Annotated in this window: 22 protein-coding genes; 20 read left to right on the top strand and 2 right to left on the bottom strand. The window is 38.1% G+C overall.

Annotated features, from left to right (window positions below; translation table 11 throughout):
* Positions 1-4 precede the first annotated feature (4 nt).
* The gene (locus tag ACGHCK_RS01030; protein ID WP_394304437.1) at positions 5-1,690 is read left to right on the top strand and encodes a hypothetical protein; all 1,686 of its coding nucleotides are present in this window, start codon (positions 5-7) and stop codon (positions 1,688-1,690) included.
* Between the two features lie 133 nt (positions 1,691-1,823).
* On the opposite strand, the gene ACGHCK_RS01025 is transcribed toward ACGHCK_RS01030, so the two are convergent.
* Complete coding sequence (locus ACGHCK_RS01025) at positions 1,824-2,144, bottom strand: DMT family transporter (RefSeq protein WP_251421286.1); 321 nt, start codon at positions 2,142-2,144, stop codon at positions 1,824-1,826.
* Positions 2,145-2,373: 229 nt separating this feature from the next.
* Positions 2,374-2,733 (bottom strand): DUF1304 domain-containing protein, encoded by a 360-nt coding sequence (locus ACGHCK_RS01020; protein WP_202231475.1) that lies wholly within the window; start codon positions 2,731-2,733, stop codon positions 2,374-2,376.
* Positions 2,734-3,299: 566 nt separating this feature from the next.
* On the opposite strand from ACGHCK_RS01020, the gene ACGHCK_RS01015 reads away from it, so the two are divergent.
* The 19 genes from ACGHCK_RS01015 to ACGHCK_RS00925 all read left to right on the top strand — a co-directional run bounded on the left by ACGHCK_RS01015 (position 3,300) and on the right by ACGHCK_RS00925 (position 18,578).
* Positions 3,300-3,689: a DUF1310 family protein gene (locus ACGHCK_RS01015; RefSeq protein ID WP_251421284.1), complete on the top strand. Its 390-nt coding sequence runs from the start codon at positions 3,300-3,302 to the stop codon at positions 3,687-3,689.
* A gap of 10 nt (positions 3,690-3,699) precedes the next feature.
* The gene (locus ACGHCK_RS01010; protein WP_251421282.1) at positions 3,700-4,980 is read left to right on the top strand and encodes a hypothetical protein; all 1,281 of its coding nucleotides are present in this window, start codon (positions 3,700-3,702) and stop codon (positions 4,978-4,980) included.
* 191 nt (positions 4,981-5,171) lie between these two features.
* Positions 5,172-5,297, top strand: coding sequence for a hypothetical protein (locus tag ACGHCK_RS01005; RefSeq protein ID WP_369918590.1), 126 nt, complete (start codon positions 5,172-5,174; stop codon positions 5,295-5,297).
* A 178-nt stretch (positions 5,298-5,475) separates the two neighbouring features.
* The gene (locus ACGHCK_RS01000) at positions 5,476-6,450 is read left to right on the top strand and encodes an alpha/beta hydrolase (RefSeq protein ID WP_251421280.1); all 975 of its coding nucleotides are present in this window, start codon (positions 5,476-5,478) and stop codon (positions 6,448-6,450) included.
* 253 nt (positions 6,451-6,703) lie between these two features.
* Positions 6,704-7,015 (top strand): type VII toxin-antitoxin system MntA family adenylyltransferase antitoxin, encoded by a 312-nt coding sequence (gene mntA / locus ACGHCK_RS00995; protein ID WP_251421278.1) that lies wholly within the window; start codon positions 6,704-6,706, stop codon positions 7,013-7,015.
* Positions 7,012-7,401 (top strand): ribonuclease HepT family protein, encoded by a 390-nt coding sequence (locus tag ACGHCK_RS00990; protein ID WP_251421276.1) that lies wholly within the window; start codon positions 7,012-7,014, stop codon positions 7,399-7,401. Before mntA ends, ACGHCK_RS00990 begins: the two co-directional genes overlap by 4 nt.
* A 200-nt stretch (positions 7,402-7,601) precedes the next feature.
* Complete coding sequence (locus ACGHCK_RS00985; protein ID WP_251421274.1) at positions 7,602-7,814, top strand: lipoate--protein ligase family protein; 213 nt, start codon at positions 7,602-7,604, stop codon at positions 7,812-7,814.
* Positions 7,815-7,837: 23 nt separating this feature from the next.
* A complete protein-coding gene (locus ACGHCK_RS00980) occupies positions 7,838-7,969 on the top strand; it encodes a hypothetical protein (protein ID WP_277612225.1) in 132 nt (43 codons plus the stop codon).
* 697 nt (positions 7,970-8,666) lie between these two features.
* Positions 8,667-8,882: a hypothetical protein gene (locus ACGHCK_RS00975; RefSeq protein WP_251421272.1), complete on the top strand. Its 216-nt coding sequence runs from the start codon at positions 8,667-8,669 to the stop codon at positions 8,880-8,882.
* 44 nt (positions 8,883-8,926) lie between these two features.
* On the top strand, positions 8,927-9,739 hold the full coding sequence (locus ACGHCK_RS00970; RefSeq protein ID WP_251421270.1) for a tyrosine-type recombinase/integrase: 813 nt from the start codon (positions 8,927-8,929) through the stop codon (positions 9,737-9,739).
* Between the two features lie 126 nt (positions 9,740-9,865).
* Complete coding sequence (locus tag ACGHCK_RS00965; protein WP_271328063.1) at positions 9,866-10,711, top strand: bifunctional methylenetetrahydrofolate dehydrogenase/methenyltetrahydrofolate cyclohydrolase; 846 nt, start codon at positions 9,866-9,868, stop codon at positions 10,709-10,711.
* 44 nt (positions 10,712-10,755) lie between these two features.
* Positions 10,756-12,009: an exodeoxyribonuclease VII large subunit gene (xseA, locus tag ACGHCK_RS00960; RefSeq protein WP_202229901.1), complete on the top strand. Its 1,254-nt coding sequence runs from the start codon at positions 10,756-10,758 to the stop codon at positions 12,007-12,009.
* Between the two features lie 9 nt (positions 12,010-12,018).
* The gene (locus ACGHCK_RS00955) at positions 12,019-12,243 is read left to right on the top strand and encodes an exodeoxyribonuclease VII small subunit (RefSeq protein WP_202229902.1); all 225 of its coding nucleotides are present in this window, start codon (positions 12,019-12,021) and stop codon (positions 12,241-12,243) included.
* 111 nt (positions 12,244-12,354) lie between these two features.
* Positions 12,355-13,407, top strand: a complete 1,053-nt coding sequence (locus ACGHCK_RS00950) for a glycerate kinase family protein (protein WP_251421316.1) — start codon at positions 12,355-12,357, stop codon at positions 13,405-13,407.
* A 427-nt stretch (positions 13,408-13,834) separates the two neighbouring features.
* Positions 13,835-14,686: a polyprenyl synthetase family protein gene (locus ACGHCK_RS00945; protein WP_251421266.1), complete on the top strand. Its 852-nt coding sequence runs from the start codon at positions 13,835-13,837 to the stop codon at positions 14,684-14,686.
* A complete protein-coding gene (locus tag ACGHCK_RS00940) occupies positions 14,683-15,492 on the top strand; it encodes a TlyA family RNA methyltransferase (RefSeq protein ID WP_202229905.1) in 810 nt (269 codons plus the stop codon). The genes ACGHCK_RS00945 and ACGHCK_RS00940 overlap by 4 nt, the downstream gene beginning before the upstream one ends.
* Entirely contained in the window at positions 15,489-15,935 is a 447-nt protein-coding gene (locus ACGHCK_RS00935; protein WP_251421262.1) for an arginine repressor, read from the top strand. The genes ACGHCK_RS00940 and ACGHCK_RS00935 overlap by 4 nt, the downstream gene beginning before the upstream one ends.
* Positions 15,936-15,946: 11 nt before the next feature.
* Entirely contained in the window at positions 15,947-17,611 is a 1,665-nt protein-coding gene (gene recN, locus ACGHCK_RS00930; protein ID WP_251421260.1) for a DNA repair protein RecN, read from the top strand.
* 7 nt (positions 17,612-17,618) lie between these two features.
* On the top strand, positions 17,619-18,578 hold the full coding sequence (locus tag ACGHCK_RS00925; protein WP_251421258.1) for a DUF805 domain-containing protein: 960 nt from the start codon (positions 17,619-17,621) through the stop codon (positions 18,576-18,578).
* The last annotated feature ends 22 nt before the right edge of the window (positions 18,579-18,600 follow it).

Raw genomic sequence — 18,600 nt, 5'->3', positions numbered from 1 at the left:
GTTTATGACACCAGAAAAGAAAAAACAGCGGCGGCTGCGCAACCTCGTGCTTCTGTCGCTCTTATTACTTGCAGTAGGCGGCACCTTCGCCTTCCAAGCCTTCAACCAGCGGGCCATCAATGACCGGCTGAATGAAGTAGAGATCAATGTCGGTGGCCGTGTCCATGACTACTACAACCGGGAGACAGAAAACAAGGACGTCTTCGTAGAAAACTATGGCGAACGGCCGATTATGGCACGGATACGCCTGTCCGAGTTTCTAGAAACCCGACAAACGGGTGAGACGGACTTCACGCCCTTAGTTTCTGGCAGTCAGCGCGACCAACTTGACAGTTGGACCACCTGGATTCCAAGCTCAGACAATATAAATGTCCGTGCAAATGTTGGAAACTCTGATGCCTTCAACCGTTACTCACGCTTGACCTTTGGCTGGAGCCGTGAAGGAGAATTCGCTCCTTGGTATATGCCCACCTTCAACCGTGATAACTTGGACCTGATGACAGCTGCTGCAGGTCATGCCCGAGACTATATTGCAGGTGGCGGAGCGACAGATGGCGTTACGGATGGTGCCACTCATCCCGGTGCTGGAACTGATGCTTACTGGTCTGAAAATGATGAATACGAGAATGGCAGCCAAGGAACGACTTGGCCAGGAGTCATAGCTACCCATACTGCAGCTCAGAACTTGCAGCAACAGCGGGCACCGATGACACTGCAACAGTGGCAAACTATCCCCAATAACCAAAAAATCGGTGACTTCTGGGTTATCGACCATGAAACAGGCTGGGCCTACTGGGCGTCTCTACTAGAACCAGGTCAAGCGACTTCTTACTTGTTAGATGCGGCAGAAATGCTGGATGCCATTGAAGATACTGTCTTTAACGGTTCTTACTACTACGGTATCCATGTGGACAGTGAACTGATCAGTCCGGGTGAAGAGTTTACAGATGAAGCAGCTGCTTCGGGTAACTTGGCTGACCTGCTTGTAGGTATCCGCAACAATGCCATTGATGAGGACTGGGGTAACCCACCATCTACAGAGGATGACCAACCGGATGAACTCAACTTTGGTGCCATGAATCCGGGCCGTATCTTTACGATGTCAGGGGAAGAATATCGGTATTTAGAAGACATGGACAATGGTAATCATATGATTATCAAGAATGACCCCATTCGTAATGTTTCTTGGGAGGAGCAGAATGATGAGCTGGTTTCTTGGTATGCGGGACTTGATGATGAGGTGAAGGCAATAGTTCGTCCTGTCAATGTTCCTGCACCAGAAAACGTCCCTAGTGTTGCGGATGGAGAAGTGGAGTGGAATCTCGACTATGGCTATGGCTTACGCTGGCTACCTTCTAACTTTAATGAGACAGCATTAGGCGCTGGAGTTAATGATGTGACGACCATTGTGAGCTCTGGTTCGGGTCGTGCCTTTTCCCTTTCTTTGGCAGATGTGGTGCGCTTATCAGGCCCTGGAAGAGGATTTCCTAATCCCGTAAGTCGTGCAGGGGCAGGGGGGAGTCACTGGTGGCTACGTACTCCTGGAGCGGGTGGAACTTTTCCTAATCCTGTCTGGATGATACATATGTCTGGCGGTTTACTGGGTATGTTTGGTTTCGATCATCAGCCAGAAGGTCATGATAATGGCGGAGTCCGACCAGCCTTAATTATTCACCAAATCCCAAGTTAATCTTCAAAAAGTTTAAAGGTATCTAGACTTAACCTCTCAACAAAGAGTTCCGAATTCCGGAACTCTTTGTCTACAACTTTCCTAATTTGAGGCATAACAGCCTAAGAAGTTTATCCGTTAAAGAAAAAACTTCTCAGTGTCCACTTGTAATTTTAATCCCAATAAGACCAACAATGAGCATGAGTATAAAAAACCATGTTAATGTGGGGAGTTTATCTTTGAAAAGAAGTACACCAACTAAGATACTTCCTACTGCTCCAATCCCCGTCCAAATGGGGTAAGCAATTCCTAAAGGTAACTTTTTCATCGCCAAGGTTAAAAAGCCAAAGCTGACCAACATACCAAGGGCGGTTAAAATATCATACTTTATGATAGAAAAACCTTGGCTTAACTTCATTGCTGTTGCCCAAATAACTTCAAATATTCCCGCAAGAAATAAGAAAATCCATGCCATATCATACCTCTTTCAAAAAATTAACTTGCTTCTAAGGAGCTTGAAGCAGTCGTGTTTTTACATTTTTATAAGTAAAAAAAGTCATGTCAACTCACCACAAGGCCTAAGGTGAGCTGGCATGACTCTGATAAGTACTGCTCCGGCGAGCAATACTTTAGTCCTATTTACTATAGTATCATTATTTCATATTTAGTTCAGGAGGTCAAGGTTTAAATTAAATATTATAAAATCATAGGAAAGTTGACAACAAAGCTAGGGCAGCTAGTCCTCCCTGAGTAAAGATGATTTTTTTATCGCTGCTTACACTTCCATAGGCTGCAACAAGTAGAATGTAGATTAAGATCATTCGACTAATCAATACAGGAGCTGAGGATAAAAAAGCACCATAAAGCAGACCAACAGCAATCAAACCATTATAGACGCCTTGATTTTTTAACAGGGTATTTACGCTGTCTCTTTTTAATTCCTCTTGACTTAAGTTGAATACCCTACTGGTTTGTTTTGAAGCTGTTGCCAATGTTTCTAGGTAGAGGATGTAAAAAAATTCCAGTGCAACAAGTATGATGAGTATTTGAGAATAAAGTGACATCATGCATTTCTCCTTTCGTTTAATATTGTACACTTTTTTATTTTTCCGTGCAGCAACGAGTGATTGAGGAGTTGGAAAAAGTTGGCGCATTGTTCTGAAAAGAATTGAAAGAAATCTCAGGGTACAAAAAGTTCGCAGTAAGTTTGTGGTGAACTTGAGGGATTTAGAGCACTTACTATCACTAATTTATGGTGGTGTTCGGTTAATTTCTGCTGTCTTTTAAGCATCATATAGGGTATAATGATAGTATGGAATGGAATAATAAATACTCACAGTAAATAAGAGGAAGAAAGATTTCAGAAGTACAGACTAACCAAAAAATTAACCAAGCAGTGAAAGAAGTATGTGTACGAATAAAATTTATAAAATAAAGGATTGCTGAACTTTAACTGTTTAGCAATTTTTTACTTTGTAGATTTTTTTATTAGTTTGTGCTGACTGTTTATTTGATTTTGAAATCTTTAAATTTATTGACAGTATAGAAAATAGAATGATAAAATAAGAGTGTGATAAAAAGAACAAACTTTTTGTCGCAATGTAATCTTCTATTTTGGAGAGGTATAGATATGAAAAAGAATGCCTTAGTGTCAATGGGTATTTTTCTTGCTGCAATTCTTCTTATTATTCTAAGTATTGGAGGGAAATTTTATATGGATCAGAAACAGTTTCATAATGAAATGGTGAACGTGGTGAAGAGTGATGAAGCTAAAAAGGAGATAGAGCGAGGACTGAAGAATCTAGATCCCAAGGCTTTAACACCAGAAGGGGTAATTAAATCATATGAGATTGATTTTGAAAGTATCGAGCATAATCCTATGGGAGGGATTATGTATAAGGTAATTGTAAATCAAGATAAAGAGTTAACATTAGATTTTGATATAGATAAACAGTCAGAGGGTTTGAAAAATGGTGGTGTAGTAATTTCAGAAAAATTAAGCGAACTTTTGGAGAAATGAGGAGAAAATTATGTCTAATTTTTCGGATGAAGAAAGAGTAAGTATAGCAAAACAAGAATATAAAAATCTAGAGCTTAACAAAAAAGTTTATGTTGATAATAATCGTATTAGTATTGGCTATGTCTCGGAAGTCATAAACAACCAAAAAACCGGCGAACAAACTTATATCATTACAGACGGTAACCCTAAAACTCAAAAACCAGAAGATGTTAAAAACGTAATTTTTCTTAACCAAGGTTCTACAGGTGTTGATAAAAGCCTTCAAAATCCTGACGAGGTAAAACGAGACTGGTGGGATAATAATAAACAAATTCTAGGAAATGTGATGGAGTCTTTTAAACATCCGCAAGCTGTACTTCCCCCAACAAGACAAATGAAGTCAACAGCTCAAACTCTAAATAGAGCAATGGATAAGTATCCTAATGCCATGTTTGATGCCTATGGTCACTCTCAAGCTTCAAGTAATATTCAGTATGCACTGGGTGCTTTAGACTCTCAAGAAAAAGTTGACAGAATCCACGGCGCCTTTGTTTACCAAGGCCCTAATACCTATTCAATGATGAGTCTGGGTCAACGAGCAAGAGTAGCGCAGCTCAAAAGCCGCATTTTTAACTTTGTAGATGAAAAAGATATTGTTCCCATTGGCTATAGAATTCTTGTTGGGCAAGTCAATCCCTTCCACGTGGGCACTTTAATCTTCGTTGATTCAAGTGAGGTAGATATAATGGCACAACATATGTGGGGCGGCTATCGCTTTACTAAAGGTGAATTGAAGGTTACTAAAGAATCTCTAGAACAATTTCGCAAGCTAAAACAATCCTATATTGAATATCAGATGGGTAGCCAGCTTAGAACTTTAGAGCAGTTGAGGAAAAAGTTTGCGGCCAGTGGTTCAGGCTTATCTTTGAATGAAAAAATATATCTAGATTCTGCCCAAGCTCTCTCCGTTGTGTCTATAGCCAGTATTGATTTTGATGTCTCTATGATGGACCTTGTGAAACTTTATCAAGATGGAATTAAAGAACAAGAGAAATTATGGGATGAAACAGTGCGGAAAGCACGAGAATTAGGAGATTCTCTTGAGGATTGGGAAGTTTATGAAGCGCTTGAAATGGGAGGATTTACCCATGAAAATATTGTGGACTTTCCTACACAAATCTACCAACATAAAATCAGTCAAGTGCAACAAATGAGTGAAAAGTTTAAAAGTCTTGAGCGTGAGATTAGGGCTAAAATATCAGAGGTGGTAGCTCGAGATCAAGAATTGGCGCAACAATTAAAGTCTTCATAGCCAAGTGATAGAGAAATAAAATTTATAAAATAAAGGATTGCTGATTTTTAGAAGCTTAGAGATTGAAAAGATTGATTTGATAATCGGAGCCCCCCTGTCAACTATTCAGCACAGTTTAGAAACGACAATATGGTAATAGAGCCAAAGTGTATTGAGAGTGTCGGAGAATATTAGCAATTATTCAGCCTAAAGTGTTTATTTTTGAGAATGATTTGGGCTTGTTGAGTATGAAAGATAATAATGACTTTCCTGTTATTAATAGTATATTGGATAGTTTTGAAAATTTTACAGATATAGATAAAAATATCGGGATTTAGGATACTCTGCAAAAAAGAAGTGCAAAATGCTACATCTATTAATATTCTATCTGATAAACTTTCCTTAATTTTTTTTTATTTTGCTTCTCTATGTTCTTCTCGCTTGACTTAGAGTTAGCTTTAAGTGTTACAATAAAGTTGTAACTACAAATTCTTTAGATATATTGGAGGAGAAAAGATGGGTAATGAAATAAAACTAACTTCAAATTGGGATAAAGTATTCCCACAAAGTGATAAAGTAAATCATAATAAAGTGACTTTCAAAAATCGTTTTGGGGTTGTCATTGCTGCAGACTTATATGAACCAAAAATAATCAAAGAAAAACTCCCAGCACTTGCAGTAAGTGGTCCATTTGGGGCAGTTAAAGAGCAGTCTTCTGGTTTATACGCTCAAGAGATGGCTGAAAGAGGATTTCTTACTTTAGCCTTTGATCCCTCATTCACAGGTGAAAGTGGTGGAAGGGTCAGGGATGTTGCCTCACCAGATATCAATACTGAGGATTTTCAAGCAGCAGTGGACTTTTTATGGAATCATGAAAAAGTTGACCCCAACAAGATTGGAATTATAGGTATTTGTGGTTGGGGAGGACTTGCACTAAATGCAGCTGCTATCGATACAAGAATTAAGGCAACTGTGGTATCTACTATGTATGATATGACGAGAATTGCCGCAAAAGGTTACTTTGATTCAGTAGATGAAAATCAGCGTTATGAATTAAAAGAGAATTTAAATTCTCAAAGAAATCTTGATTTTCAATCAAATACTTATGAACGAGCTGGTGGAGTTGTTGACCCAATACCTGAAGATGCAGTTGATTTTGTAAAAGATTATCATGATTACTATAAAACAGAAAGAGGCTATCATAAGCGTTCAGTCAATTCAAATAACGGTTGGGCCATAACCTCTTCTCTATCATATATGAATGGTAAACTTTTAGCATACAGTAGTGAAATAAGGAATGCTGTTTTAATCATACATGGTGAAAATGCTCATTCACGCTACTTTGGTGAAGATGCATTTAAAACTTTAAAGGGGGACAATAAGAAACTTATGATTATTCCTGAAGCTTCTCATACAGATTTATATGATCAAAAAAACATTATTCCGTTTGATGAATTGGAAAGTTTTTTTAATACGTATTTAGAAGTATAATGATTTTATGGTGCGGAGTAATAAATACTTACAGTAAATAAGGGGAAACAAGATTTCAGAAGTGTAGACTAACCAGCAGTAAAAGAAGTATGTGTACACATAAAATTTATAAAATAAAGGGTTGCTGAACTTTAATTGTTTAGCAATTTTTTACTTTGTAGGTTTTTATATGCGTTATTGGGGGGATTGGATTGTTCTTTTCTTATTTTGTGATATACTGAGTATAAAGAAAGGTTGCTTGAAAGGAGTCCACATGATTTTAACTATTGAAGAAATTACAAAAAAAGTCGTACCCATTGCAAAAAAATATAATTTAAAAGAAGTTTATTTGTTTGGCTCCTATGCACGAGGTAAAGCAAAAGAAGACAGTGACATTGATCTGGCTTTTTCAAGTAATGAAACTTTATCTTATTTCAAATTATTTGAAATTGAAGCAGAATTAGAGGAAGCTATGGGTAAAGCAGTAGACCTTGTTCCTATTGTTCAACTTTCAGAATCAAAAACACCTATTGGAAGATATATGTATGAAAAAGCTTTCCAAAAAGAAAAGAGGTTAATTGCTTGAGAAATCAAAGTGAGCGAGAAGTTGATATTCAATATTTAAAAACAATGGTTTATTATGCTGGCGAAGTAAAAGAGCGTTTGGCTCGTGCGCAAAGATATAATATATCAGCTAATGATGATATGGTTGTAGAGTCTATCGCATTGCTTCTGGGTCAAATTGGAGAACAGCTTGATAGTAAAAAATTGAGTGAAGAAGTTCAAACAAAGTATCAAGGAAATCCGATTGATTTTAGCTCGATTAGTAAGTTTAGAAATAAAGCGTATCACCATTATGGCTCTATGAATGCTAAGGGTATTCTTCTTGCAAGTCAAGGCATGGATGAATTGATTGAACAGCTTAATTTCATAATTAGAAAAGAACAAATAGATTTAGATAATTTATTTTAATGAAGGCTTACTTTTGTAGGTCTTTTTTCTTTAACTTTTTAATGGCTTTTTGATCTGTTTAGCAATCTTTTACTTTGTGTGTTTTTGTAAAATCAGTATATTGTGTTACTTTGTATCTTTGAGTGAAAAAAAGAAGTCTTAGGAGTGTACTGCCCCCAAAAGTTAGACAGAGAAAATCTAACATTTAGGGGTGTTTTTCTATGAAATTAACTTATAAGGATAAACTCCAACTCTATACACTCAGAAAAAAAGGCCGTAGCTTGAGTAAACTTGCACAAGACTTTGATATCCAAAAATCCAATATTAATTGTATGTTAAAGTTGATAGAGAAGTACGGTATAGATATTGTATATAAAGAGAAAAATAGAGTTTACTCGAAAGCATTAAAAGAAGAAATCATAAAGTCCTCGTAGAAGGCCAATCCCAATACCAATCAATGGCAGGTTCAGTCAGTGAGAACCCACATGGACATGCAGGGGTCATCAGTAGTGTAAAAGGCAATAGCTTTAGCACTTATGAACAAAATGTGGGCGGTGTACAAATTGTGCAGAAAATGAACCGCACATAGGACAGCAGTATTACAAGTATTGCCATACCACCTAAAAAAGTGATGAAATGAGGAAGATAAAAAAGATGGTGTGTTATTTAAAAATGATTGCTTTACTTTTTTACATTATTATTTCCAATAATTTTGTGGGAATAGTTGTATAGATTAATAAAGATTTGTCATGATAAGGCAAGTCTTTTTATCTTGGAGGAGCTGATGATAAAAGATACAGTCAGCGTTTGGAAGTCTTTTTAAATTTCTTAGATAACTGTATACGTTATGTGAGGGAGTATGTGAAGGAACTAGAAAAACACGGTCTTCCGATAAATATCATTTTACGGAAAGCTAGGCAGTTAGGTTCTATGCATTGGATAAATGGAAAATCATATCAATTGAAATTGGACGACTATATGATTGTTTATAGATTGACAGGACATCGATTTGTGAGTTTATATTGTTCAGATGTACCTGAAAGGTCTGTGACTCTTGAATTTGATTTTGTTTCTATTGGAACTGGATAAACATTTCAATTATACAGGAGCCGCAATAGCTTATCGTAGGGAAGACATTGTGGAGAAATTTCGTGTAGAAAGAGATAAGGAGGGGAAACTTGTAAGGAAAGAAATATAACAAAGTAAATGGAGAACTAAAAATAAAATCGTTATCACAAGGACAAGAGAAATCTTGTCCTTATTTTTTGTATCGTAAGGAGGGGACTATGGAAGAACGTTTTACAGATTTGTGTACAGCACATAAATTGGCAAATATTTTTGAGTACGAACCGAAGACAGTACAGAATTATATTAGCCAAATGAGGAGAGATCCAGAATATGGCAAATATGTGGTTGGACCGAGAAGGCATACCATGGTAAGCTATGCAGGATTTTATGATTATTGGATAAGTAAGGGAGAAAAGCAGAGAGAAATGTTATAATAAGATTTATAACTTCTCTCTTGCTTGGTCAACGAGGGGGAACAATGTTTTATAAAAAATTAGACAATGGAAAGTATTGCTATTTTGAAAAATTTTTTGATAAGGCACAAGATAAATGGCGTCAAGTGACAGTGACTTTAAATTCAAAGAGTCGAGTTGCGCAAGCAGAAGCTAAAAATAGACTGGCTTTAAAAATAGAGGAAAAGCTCCGTCAGGGAAGTTTTAAAGAAGTCCCTAGCGTGCAAAAAGTTTTTGGGGAGTGGCGAAAGATTCGGGATGAAGAATTAAAAGCTTCTTCTGTGCATACAGAAACATGGGCTTTCCGAAAGTTTTTAGACAATTTTGGAAGGAGAAAAATCTCAGAAATTAAGGGCAATGAGATCCAGCAATTCATACTAGGTTTGAATTTAGCGCCAACAACGCGAGTGTTGAGACGAACTTATTATAATCTTCTGTTTACTTATGCTCAAAATGTTGGCTATATAGAGCATAATCCCATGTCGCAGGTGGTTCTACCTAAAGTAAGAAGGACTTTAGAAGACATAAAGAAAAAGCAAAATGACTTTTTGGATCGACGGGAAATGCGTCTTATTCTTGATTATGGCTATAGCCTTTCCAAATGTTATAGGAAAACGGCTATTTTAGAGTTTATGTTCTTAACGGGCTTACGTACAGGAGAATTGTTGGCTTTAAGCTGGGAAGACATTCATTTTGAAGCGTCGACTTTAACAGTTGCGCACACCTTGAATCTTCATGGTTATGTGGCAAATGCACGACAGCTCCTTCTTATGTATAGCCATGTGACCCAAAATATGCAAAATGATTTGAAAGCTAAACTGAACGCACTTGACTTTTGAAAGTAACCAAAAGTATCAGAAAAGGGAGGAAAAAAGAGGAAATTAGGGGGATGAAAGAAATCTTGAAAAAGCTGTTATAGAGCTTGTTTACAGGGTTTTTGTCCTATTTTTTTCTAAAATAAAAGTATGAAAATTATTGATGGAAAAGCTCTTGCAGAAACAATGCAAGAAAAACTTAAAAATAGAGTTGACAAACTGAAAGGAAAGGGCATTCAGCCAGGTCTTGCTGTTATTTTGCTTGGGGAAAATCCAGCAAGCCAAGTTTATGTTCGAAATAAAGAGCGTGTAGCTGCCAAACTTGGTCTTAAGTCTGAAATTGTTCGTTTACCAGACACAATTTCTGAAGCGGAGTTACTAGATTTGATTGAAAGCTATAATAACGACATTTCTTGGCACGGGCTTCTTGTACAGCTGCCACTCCCTCCACATATCTCGGAAGAAAAGGTTTTGCTCGCAATATCACCTGAAAAAGATGTTGATGGCTTTCATCCTATTAATATGGGTAAGCTGTGGAGCGGCAGTCCCTTGATGATTCCTTCAACACCAGCAGGCATTATGGAGATGTTCCGAGCTTATGGCGTGGAACTCTCAGGCAAAAAAGCAGTTGTCATTGGTCGGTCAAACATTGTTGGGAAGCCAATGGCTCAGCTGCTGATGATGGCGAATGCAACAGTAACGATTGCGCATTCACGTACGGAAAATCTTTCTGAACTGACACGTTCGGCAGATATTTTAGTCGTGGCTATTGGGCAAGACCGTTTTATCAAGGCGGAAGATGTAAAAGCAGGTGCAGTTGTCATTGATGTGGGAATGAATCGTGATGAAAACGGTAAACTCCATGGTGATGTTGATTTTGAGCAGGTAAAAGAGGTTGCGGGCTTATTGACCCCAGTTCCCGGTGGAGTTGGACCGATGACAATCACTATGCTGATGGAACAAACTATACGTGCAGCAGAAACTTCGATGAAATAATGGAAGTCTAGGATAAATTAAGCACATCTAGAAAGAATAAAAATATGACAGAGTATTTAACAGTATCAGTTCTCACCAAATATTTGAAAGCAAAGTTTGATCGTGATCCTTATTTGGAACGTGTTTACTTGACAGGAGAGATTTCAAATTTTCGTCAACGTCCCAGTCATCAGTATTTTGCAATTAAAGATGAAAAAGCTGTAATACAGGCAACTATGTGGGCGGGACAGTTTAAAAAACTCGATTTTAAACTGGAAGATGGGATGAAAGTCCTTGTGACTGGTCGTATCAGCCTCTATGCTCCCTCAGGTTCTTATTCTATCAATATTGAAAATATTGTTCCAGATGGTATTGGTGCTTTGGCTGTGAAGTTCGAACAGCTGAAAAAAAAATTAACAGCAGAAGGTTTATTCAACCCGCAGTGGAAGCAAGAACTGCCACTTTTTTCTAAAAAAATTGCAGTGGTTACTAGCCCGTCTGGTGCTGTTATAAGAGACATCATCACAACAGTTAACCGTCGTTTTCCAATGAGTCAGATTTTACTTTATCCAACAAAGGTTCAAGGCGCAGGAGCTGCGGAAGAAATAGCAGCAAATATTGAAGCTGTGAATGAACGTGCGGACGTTGACATACTCATCATTGGACGAGGTGGTGGCTCCATTGAAGATTTATGGGCTTTTAATGAAGAAATTGTTGTACGTGCTATTTTTGAATCTCGTATCCCAGTTATCTCCTCAGTGGGACATGAAACTGATACGACTTTAGCTGATTTCGTTGCCGATCGACGCGCAGCAACACCAACAGCAGCAGCCGAACTAGCAACTCCTAATACAAAGCTGGATTTGTTAGCTTGGGCAGATGATCAAGAGCTCCGCATGCGCAACCGTGTCACTCACCTTATCCAGACACAGAGAGAGCGGGTGGAAAAACTGGCCAATTCAGTAGTTTTTCGGCAGCCTGAGCGTCTCTATGACGGGCATATTCAGAAGATTGACCATTTGACCAGCCGTTTACAAAATTTGACTGAAAACAAAATTTATCGGGAGAAACATCGCTATGAATTATTGGCTGGTAGACTCACTCCTGCTTTTGCAAAACTTTATGAGCAAAAGAAAAATCAAGTGGATAATTTGGTGCAAGCTCTCCTCTTGATGGATATCAGCAAAATCAAAGCACGTGGATTTTCACTTGTCACCACACACAGTGGTAAAATTATTAAAAGCGTCAATGATGTTCAAACTGGTGATCAAGTCAATCTTGAGTTGAGCGACGGTACAGTTCGTGCAGAAATAAAATAGAGGATAAGTATGGCTACAAAAAAAGAAGCAAAATTTGAAGAAAATTTAGTAGAACTTGAAACAATTGTCAAAAAACTAGAGAGTGGAGATGTGGCTTTAGAAGATGCCATTTCTGAATTTCAAAAGGGAATGCTTCTCTCTGAAAAACTTAAAGCAACCCTAAATGAAGCGGAAAAAACTCTGGTGAAGATTGTTGGCAAGGACGGCTCAGAAACTGACTTTTTAGGAGAATAAGGCTTGTTCAAGTAACAATATTTTGTATTATAATTAGAAACGACTCAAGGAGAGTAAAAATAGTTTTCCTTCACTATGATGACAATACAAGGCCGCGAAAGAGAGAAAAATATGAAAGTCGTAGTAGCGATAGATTCTTTTAAAGGCTCTGTCACAAGTGCAGAGCTAAATCAGGCAGTAAAGACTGCGATTTTGTCGTTCTCTCCCGAGATAAAAGTTGAAACTTTTGAAATTGCTGACGGTGGAGAAGGAAGTCTTTCGGCAGTAAAAACTGGCTTGGGTGGACATTATATCAATGTTGAAACAGTTGATTTATTACAACGTCCCTTGCAGGCTTCCTATCTATTGATTGATGGGGAGCTGGCTTTTATTGAGGCAGCCGAAGTGGTAGGAATTGATAAAGTTATACCCAGTGAAGAAACGGTTCAAAAGGCAACAACTTTTGGACTTGGCGCCTTGTTTTTAGATGCTAAAAAGAGAGGGGCAACTGAAATTATACTCAGTCTTGGAGGTACAGGAAGTTCTGATGGTGGCTTGGGTCTTTTGCAGGCCCTAGAAGGCGAAGACTTTTCAGATATAAAAATCACGGGTTTAGCTGATGTCACTAATGTTTATGCAGGACCAAAAGGTTATGCAAAATTCTTCGGCAGGCAAAAAGGAGGAAATTCTGAAATTCTTGAAGCCCAAGACTTGGCTGCACAGAATTTTGCTCAAAAAATAAAACAAGAACGAAATATTGACCTGCAAGAGATACCAGGAACAGGTGCAGCCGGAGGCTTAGGTGCAGCTATTATCTTACTAGGTGGAAGACTAGAGTCAGGATTTTCTAAAATTGCTCAGCTTCTAAAAATTGAAGACAGTATTAAAAATGCAGACTTGATTATCACGGGCGAGGGACGGATGGACTTTCAGACTGCAAAGGGAAAGGTTCCTTTCGGAATGGCAAAGCTGGGAGAAAAATACAATGTACCGACGCTTGCTTTTTGTGGGGCTTTGGCAGATGAGCTAGGAGAAATGAACCGAGTACTGCTGGCAAGTTACAGTATTCAGCGCGCAGTACTTTCTTTGGAAGAAGCAATGGACAAAGAAGTAACCTTAAAAAACATCAAGGCTTTAACAGAGAACGTCATTAAAACCTGGCTTTACTGTGATAGAAATAAGTAAGCAAATAGGAAAAAATCGTTGTTTCCCCACCAAAATATAAAAAAGGGAGACAGATGCAGATAAGAGCAACAAAAAGGATTCGAAAGTCTAAAAAATAAGTTCATAGGCTATGGCAAAATCCTTAAAAATAGAGAAGGCTTAACCCTAAGTACAAGAATAGATTGGTTAAGCTTTTTTGCGTTTTGTTTTAAATCCATTAACTTTCGACTTTTGTTTCAGATTTCTGTTGAGAAAAGGCAATAAGTCATAAAAATATAAAGAGAAAATCGCTCAAGCATAAGATTCTATTTTTGTACAATTTGGATAAAATAGAATTTTTTAGTCTCTTTCTTACAGAGAATGTTTTTCACTCAAAGGAACTTTTTCAGCTGCAGAGCACGCGATTTTCTATTGGACATTATTTCTTTGAAATGGGATAATATAAGAAATGGTTATCAATATGAAAATGCTTGAGAAAGAGCTCACAAAATTTTATGAAAAAGCTGAAATTCCTCAACACTTGGCAGCTTCAATAGTTTATTCACTTACAGCAGGTGGAAAAAGAATTCGTCCCCTTTTGTTCTTACAGATGCTTAAAGCTTTTGGGATTCCACTTGAAACAGCGCACTATCAAGTTGCTGCTGCTGTAGAAATGATTCATACGGGCAGTTTGATTCATGACGATCTTCCGGCCATGGACAATGATGATTACCGTCGGGGACAGCTGACGAATCACAAAAAATTTGATGAAGCAACAGCAATCTTGGCAGGAGATTCGCTTTTTTTGGACCCTTACTATATACTGGCAAAGTCATCTTTTTCTGCACCAATAGTTGTAGACTTAGTGAAAGAGCTATCTTATGCAAGTGGTTCTTTGGGGATGGTTGCTGGACAAATTTTAGATATGGATGCTGAGAGAAAAACCTTGTCCACGGAGCAAGTTAAAAACATCCATCATTTGAAAACAGGAAGAATGTTGGCTTTCCCTTTTGTAGCGGCTGGAATTATTGCTGAACAACCAGAAGATGTTATGGCAAAGTTACGAGAGATTGGACAAAATTTGGGATTGGCTTTCCAGATACGGGATGACATTCTTGATGTGACAGGAACATTTGAAGAAATCGGCAAAACACCAGGAAAAGATCAAGTGGAAGAAAAGTCAACCTATGTTGCCCTACTTGGTTTACAAGGTGCACAGGAAGCTTTAAAGCGATTGCTGAAAACTGTAAAAGATGACTTGGCACAGGTTGCATCAAGTGCTGAAATTATCGAAATTATAGAAAGTCTAGAAATAAAATGAAAGAAAGAGTAGATGTTTTAGCAGCAAATCAAGGTTTATTTGAAACGAGAGAGCAGGCCAAACGTGGTGTTATGGCTGGCTTAGTGGTGGATGCTAAATCAGGTGAGCGCTTTGATAAGCCAGGACAAAAGATTGAAGACAGTACAGAACTAAGGCTCAAAGGAGAAAAGCTAAAGTATGTGAGTCGTGGTGGTCTGAAGTTAGAAAAAGCTCTGCAAGAGTTTTACCTTTCTGTGGAAGAAAAAACTTGCTTGGATATTGGTGCCTCAACAGGAGGTTTTACGGATGTTATGCTTCAAAATGGTGCTAAGCGTGTCTATGCCTTGGATGTTGGAACCAACCAGCTCGCATGGAAACTTCGTAAAGATAGTCGTGTTGTGGTGATGGAACAGTTTAACTTTCGCAAGGCTGTTTTAGAAGATTTTACACAAGGACAACCAGAATTCGCCTCAATTGATGTTAGCTTCATCTCTCTTGACTTGATTTTACCTCCCTTGTTTGATATTTTGGCAGAAGAGGGAGACGTTGCTGCTTTGATTAAACCACAGTTTGAGGCTGGGCGTAATCAAGTGGGGAAAAATGGAATCATTAAGGATCCGAAAATACACAAGTGGACGATTGAAAAAGTCATAAATACAGCGCTGAGTACTGGATTTTCAGTAAAACACTTAACCTTTTCTCCCATCAAAGGAGGGGCAGGGAATGTTGAATTTTTAGTGCATTTGAAAAAAGAAAAGGCAGCTACAGTCGCGTCTCATATTGATATTGAAGCTGTACTAAAAACAGAAAAGGAAACATTGACATGAGAAGAGAAGAACGACTTGATTTTATTTCAAAACTCATTACCGCAAAAGAAGTGCAAACTCAAGACGAGCTTGTACAGGAGCTTTTGGAAAATGATATCGATGTGACTCAGGCAACGGTTTCACGGGATATTAAGTCCTTAGCTCTCATCAAAATCCCCGGAAGTCAAGGAGGCTATCGTTATGCTTTGCCACACCAGCATGACGAAGAGCAAAAAGATCTCTTGCATAAAGAACTGGCCAATGAGGCGATTCTTGAATTGAAAATGCATGAAAACATGATTTCAATCACGGCTAAACCTGGAACAACCAGCGTCATTAAAAAGAGTCTGATCAACCGATACAATAAAAAAATATTTTCAATTATGACGGATGACGACAGTATTTTGATTATCTGTGAAACAAGACGGCAAGCGAATACAATTTATGACGAATTAAGTTTATAAAAGGAAACGGTATGCTACAAGAAATTTCTATCAAAAACTTTGCAATTATCGAAGAAATTCATATCTCTTTTGAAAATGGAATGACGATTTTGACAGGTGAAACTGGAGCTGGGAAGTCTATTATCATTGATGCAATGGGGCTTTTACTTGGCGGGCGTAGTTCGAGTGACTTTGTCCGTACAGGCAAAGATAAGGCCGAGATTGAGGGGCTATTTTTTGCAGAGGAAAACAAAGAACTTGAGCGGAGACTTGAAGATTTAGGTCTTGAAAGCAGCAGTGAACTTATTTTGCGTCGGGATATTTTTGCTAACGGCCGTTCAGTTTGTCGTGTGAATGGGCAAATGGTTAATCTTGCAACATTACGAGAAATAGGAGAGCTTTTGGTTGATATTCATGGTCAACATGACAATCAAGAATTAATGAATGCTAAGCATCACCTCCGTTTGCTTGATGAGTTTGGAGATGAAACATTTGAACAAATCAAGTCGGAGTATCAGATTAAGTTTGAACACTATAAAAAAATTCGACAAGCTTTAGAAACCCGCCAAAAAAATGAGCAGGAGTTTGCGCAGCGTATTGAAGTTTTACAATTTCAAGTGGAAGAAATTGAAGCAGCGGAAATTGACCTAAAAGAAGATGAACAATTGCAAGTACGCAGAGCCAAGCTCAACAACGCTAAAAATATAGCAGATGCCCTGAATACAGCTTATTTGGCTTTGGACGATGACGAAGGGGACTTTTCAAGTCTAAGTGGCATTCGTACAGCTATGTCTGAGTTAGAACATGCTGCTGAGTTTGATCAAGATTATCAAGACTTGTCGGACAAAACAATGGATGCTTATTATCTACTTGAAGAAGTGTCCACAAGGTTAGCAACAGCTATGGATATGATTGAGTTTAACCCTACAGAGCTTTTGCAAATTGAAGAAAGAATCTTAACTTTAAACACACTGCGTAAAAAATACGGTCCAGAACTTTCTGATGTTTTGCAAAGCTTGGAAAAGATACAGCTCGAACTGTCAGACTTGACCGGAGGAACAGAAGACAGTGAGAGTCTAGAAGAAGCACTTAAGGAAGCACAAGCAGAACTTTTGGTAGCGAGTGAAGAACTCAATACTGCGCGGCATGCTATAGCCAAAGAACTTGAAGAAGACATAAAAAAAGAGCTTGCTGATCTTTACATGGAAAAAGCCGACTTTTCTGTGAAATTTGAGAGTGGAAAATTCTCAAGCAGAGGTAATGAGCAAGTAGAATTTTATATCCAAACCAATCCAGGAGAGGGATTCAAGCCTTTGGCAAAAACAGCATCTGGTGGAGAGCTGTCCCGTCTAATGCTGGCCATTAAATCTAGTTTTTCAAGACGTGAAAATAAAACTTCCATTGTCTTTGATGAGGTAGATACAGGTGTATCAGGACGTGTTGCTCAGGCAATTGCGCAAAAAATATATAAGATTGCACAAGCAGGGCAAGTATTGGCGATTTCCCACCTCCCTCAAGTTGTCGCTATTGCTGACACGCAATTTTACATAGAAAAAGCTTCAACAGATGATGTCACAACTTCAACAGTTCGAAAACTTCACTTAGAAGAACGGATTGAGGAAGTTGCAAAAATGTTAGCAGGGGATGATGTAACTGTAGAAGCCTTAGCGCAAGCAAAACGATTACTAATGAAATGAGGAAAATATGTTTAGTTTCAGAGATTTCAAACAATCTTATCAAAAATTTTGGTTAGGGTATATTTCTTTCAAAGAAAGAACCAATCGAAAAGACTATTGGTTGGCTATGTTGGGGCATGGTGTCTTAACACTGTGTTTACTTATCTTAGCGGGATTATTTAACCTGTTATCAAATGATGTGCTGCCAGACATCTGGTCTGTTTTTTCCTATTTTTTCATTGGACTATGGGGGCTTTATAGCTTAGTGGCTGCTCTTCCTTTTTGCGCCATAGCTGTACGTCGTTTACGTGATACTGGTTTACCTTGGGAACTGATTTTTATCCTTATAGTACCTTTTGGTGGCTTTTTAAGTATGCTTATTCTTAACGCTTTGCCCTCATCCAAGTCACAAGCTGGTATGCCTGAGTTTTCACAACCTGTTTATAGAACACCTAAAATTCAAGAAATGGGTCATGAATCATTTTTTCAAGCTATAAAGAATTATTTTGTGGGCTATGTATCTTTTAGAGGAAGGAGTAGTCGTCTCAGCTTTTGGATGGTTCAACTTAGCATTGTTGCTCTTTTCACTGTTTTGGGACTGCTGTTTTCGGGCACTCAGCTCTTTGAGAATATATTTTTCGGACATGCTTTTCTTGCGAGCTGGCTGCTTTTATTTATTATTTTCCTCATTGCTTTAGGCTTATTTCTACCAACACTTGCCTTATTTGCACGCCGTTTTCGTGATGCTGGTTTATCAAACTTTGGGATTGTTTTGCTCTTTTTTAGCGCTGCTTCTTTAAATTTATTAAGAAATATTATTCACACTGTGGATGTGGCGAGCTTTGGTATACGTGATTTTTCACTGCTAAACTATCTTTTATTCCTAGCAACTTTTGTTTTTGTGGCGCTTATTATTTTTGTGGCAGTTCAGGACAAGGATCAACTTGCGCAAAAGGAAAAAACGCTTTTGTTTAGAAAGAGAGGCTGAAATATCTGGCCTTTTTTGCTAT

Origin of the sequence: Lactococcus muris, assembly GCF_042849115.1 — a bacterium.
Classification (GTDB): domain Bacteria; phylum Bacillota; class Bacilli; order Lactobacillales; family Streptococcaceae; genus Lactococcus; species Lactococcus muris.
This window is presented reverse-complemented; position numbering and strand designations above follow the sequence as displayed.

Excerpts from the sequence above, each read along its gene's own strand:
- ACGHCK_RS01030 (WP_394304437.1), top strand. The coding sequence starts at position 5 with ATGACACCAGAAAAGAAAAAACAGCGGCGGCTGCGCAACCTCGTGCTT.
- ACGHCK_RS01025 (WP_251421286.1), bottom strand. The coding sequence starts at position 2,144 with ATGGCATGGATTTTCTTATTTCTTGCGGGAATATTTGAAGTTATTTGG.
- ACGHCK_RS01020 (WP_202231475.1), bottom strand. The coding sequence starts at position 2,733 with ATGTCACTTTATTCTCAAATACTCATCATACTTGTTGCACTGGAATTT.
- ACGHCK_RS01015 (WP_251421284.1), top strand. The coding sequence starts at position 3,300 with ATGAAAAAGAATGCCTTAGTGTCAATGGGTATTTTTCTTGCTGCAATT.
- ACGHCK_RS01010 (WP_251421282.1), top strand. The coding sequence starts at position 3,700 with ATGTCTAATTTTTCGGATGAAGAAAGAGTAAGTATAGCAAAACAAGAA.
- ACGHCK_RS01000 (WP_251421280.1), top strand. The coding sequence starts at position 5,476 with ATGGGTAATGAAATAAAACTAACTTCAAATTGGGATAAAGTATTCCCA.
- mntA (WP_251421278.1), top strand. The coding sequence starts at position 6,704 with ATGATTTTAACTATTGAAGAAATTACAAAAAAAGTCGTACCCATTGCA.
- ACGHCK_RS00985 (WP_251421274.1), top strand. The coding sequence starts at position 7,602 with ATGAAATTAACTTATAAGGATAAACTCCAACTCTATACACTCAGAAAA.
- ACGHCK_RS00980 (WP_277612225.1), top strand. The coding sequence starts at position 7,838 with ATGGCAGGTTCAGTCAGTGAGAACCCACATGGACATGCAGGGGTCATC.
- ACGHCK_RS00975 (WP_251421272.1), top strand. The coding sequence starts at position 8,667 with ATGGAAGAACGTTTTACAGATTTGTGTACAGCACATAAATTGGCAAAT.
- ACGHCK_RS00970 (WP_251421270.1), top strand. The coding sequence starts at position 8,927 with ATGTTTTATAAAAAATTAGACAATGGAAAGTATTGCTATTTTGAAAAA.
- ACGHCK_RS00965 (WP_271328063.1), top strand. The coding sequence starts at position 9,866 with ATGAAAATTATTGATGGAAAAGCTCTTGCAGAAACAATGCAAGAAAAA.
- xseA (WP_202229901.1), top strand. The coding sequence starts at position 10,756 with ATGACAGAGTATTTAACAGTATCAGTTCTCACCAAATATTTGAAAGCA.
- ACGHCK_RS00955 (WP_202229902.1), top strand. The coding sequence starts at position 12,019 with ATGGCTACAAAAAAAGAAGCAAAATTTGAAGAAAATTTAGTAGAACTT.
- ACGHCK_RS00950 (WP_251421316.1), top strand. The coding sequence starts at position 12,355 with ATGAAAGTCGTAGTAGCGATAGATTCTTTTAAAGGCTCTGTCACAAGT.
- ACGHCK_RS00945 (WP_251421266.1), top strand. The coding sequence starts at position 13,835 with ATGGTTATCAATATGAAAATGCTTGAGAAAGAGCTCACAAAATTTTAT.
- ACGHCK_RS00940 (WP_202229905.1), top strand. The coding sequence starts at position 14,683 with ATGAAAGAAAGAGTAGATGTTTTAGCAGCAAATCAAGGTTTATTTGAA.
- ACGHCK_RS00935 (WP_251421262.1), top strand. The coding sequence starts at position 15,489 with ATGAGAAGAGAAGAACGACTTGATTTTATTTCAAAACTCATTACCGCA.
- recN (WP_251421260.1), top strand. The coding sequence starts at position 15,947 with ATGCTACAAGAAATTTCTATCAAAAACTTTGCAATTATCGAAGAAATT.
- ACGHCK_RS00925 (WP_251421258.1), top strand. The coding sequence starts at position 17,619 with ATGTTTAGTTTCAGAGATTTCAAACAATCTTATCAAAAATTTTGGTTA.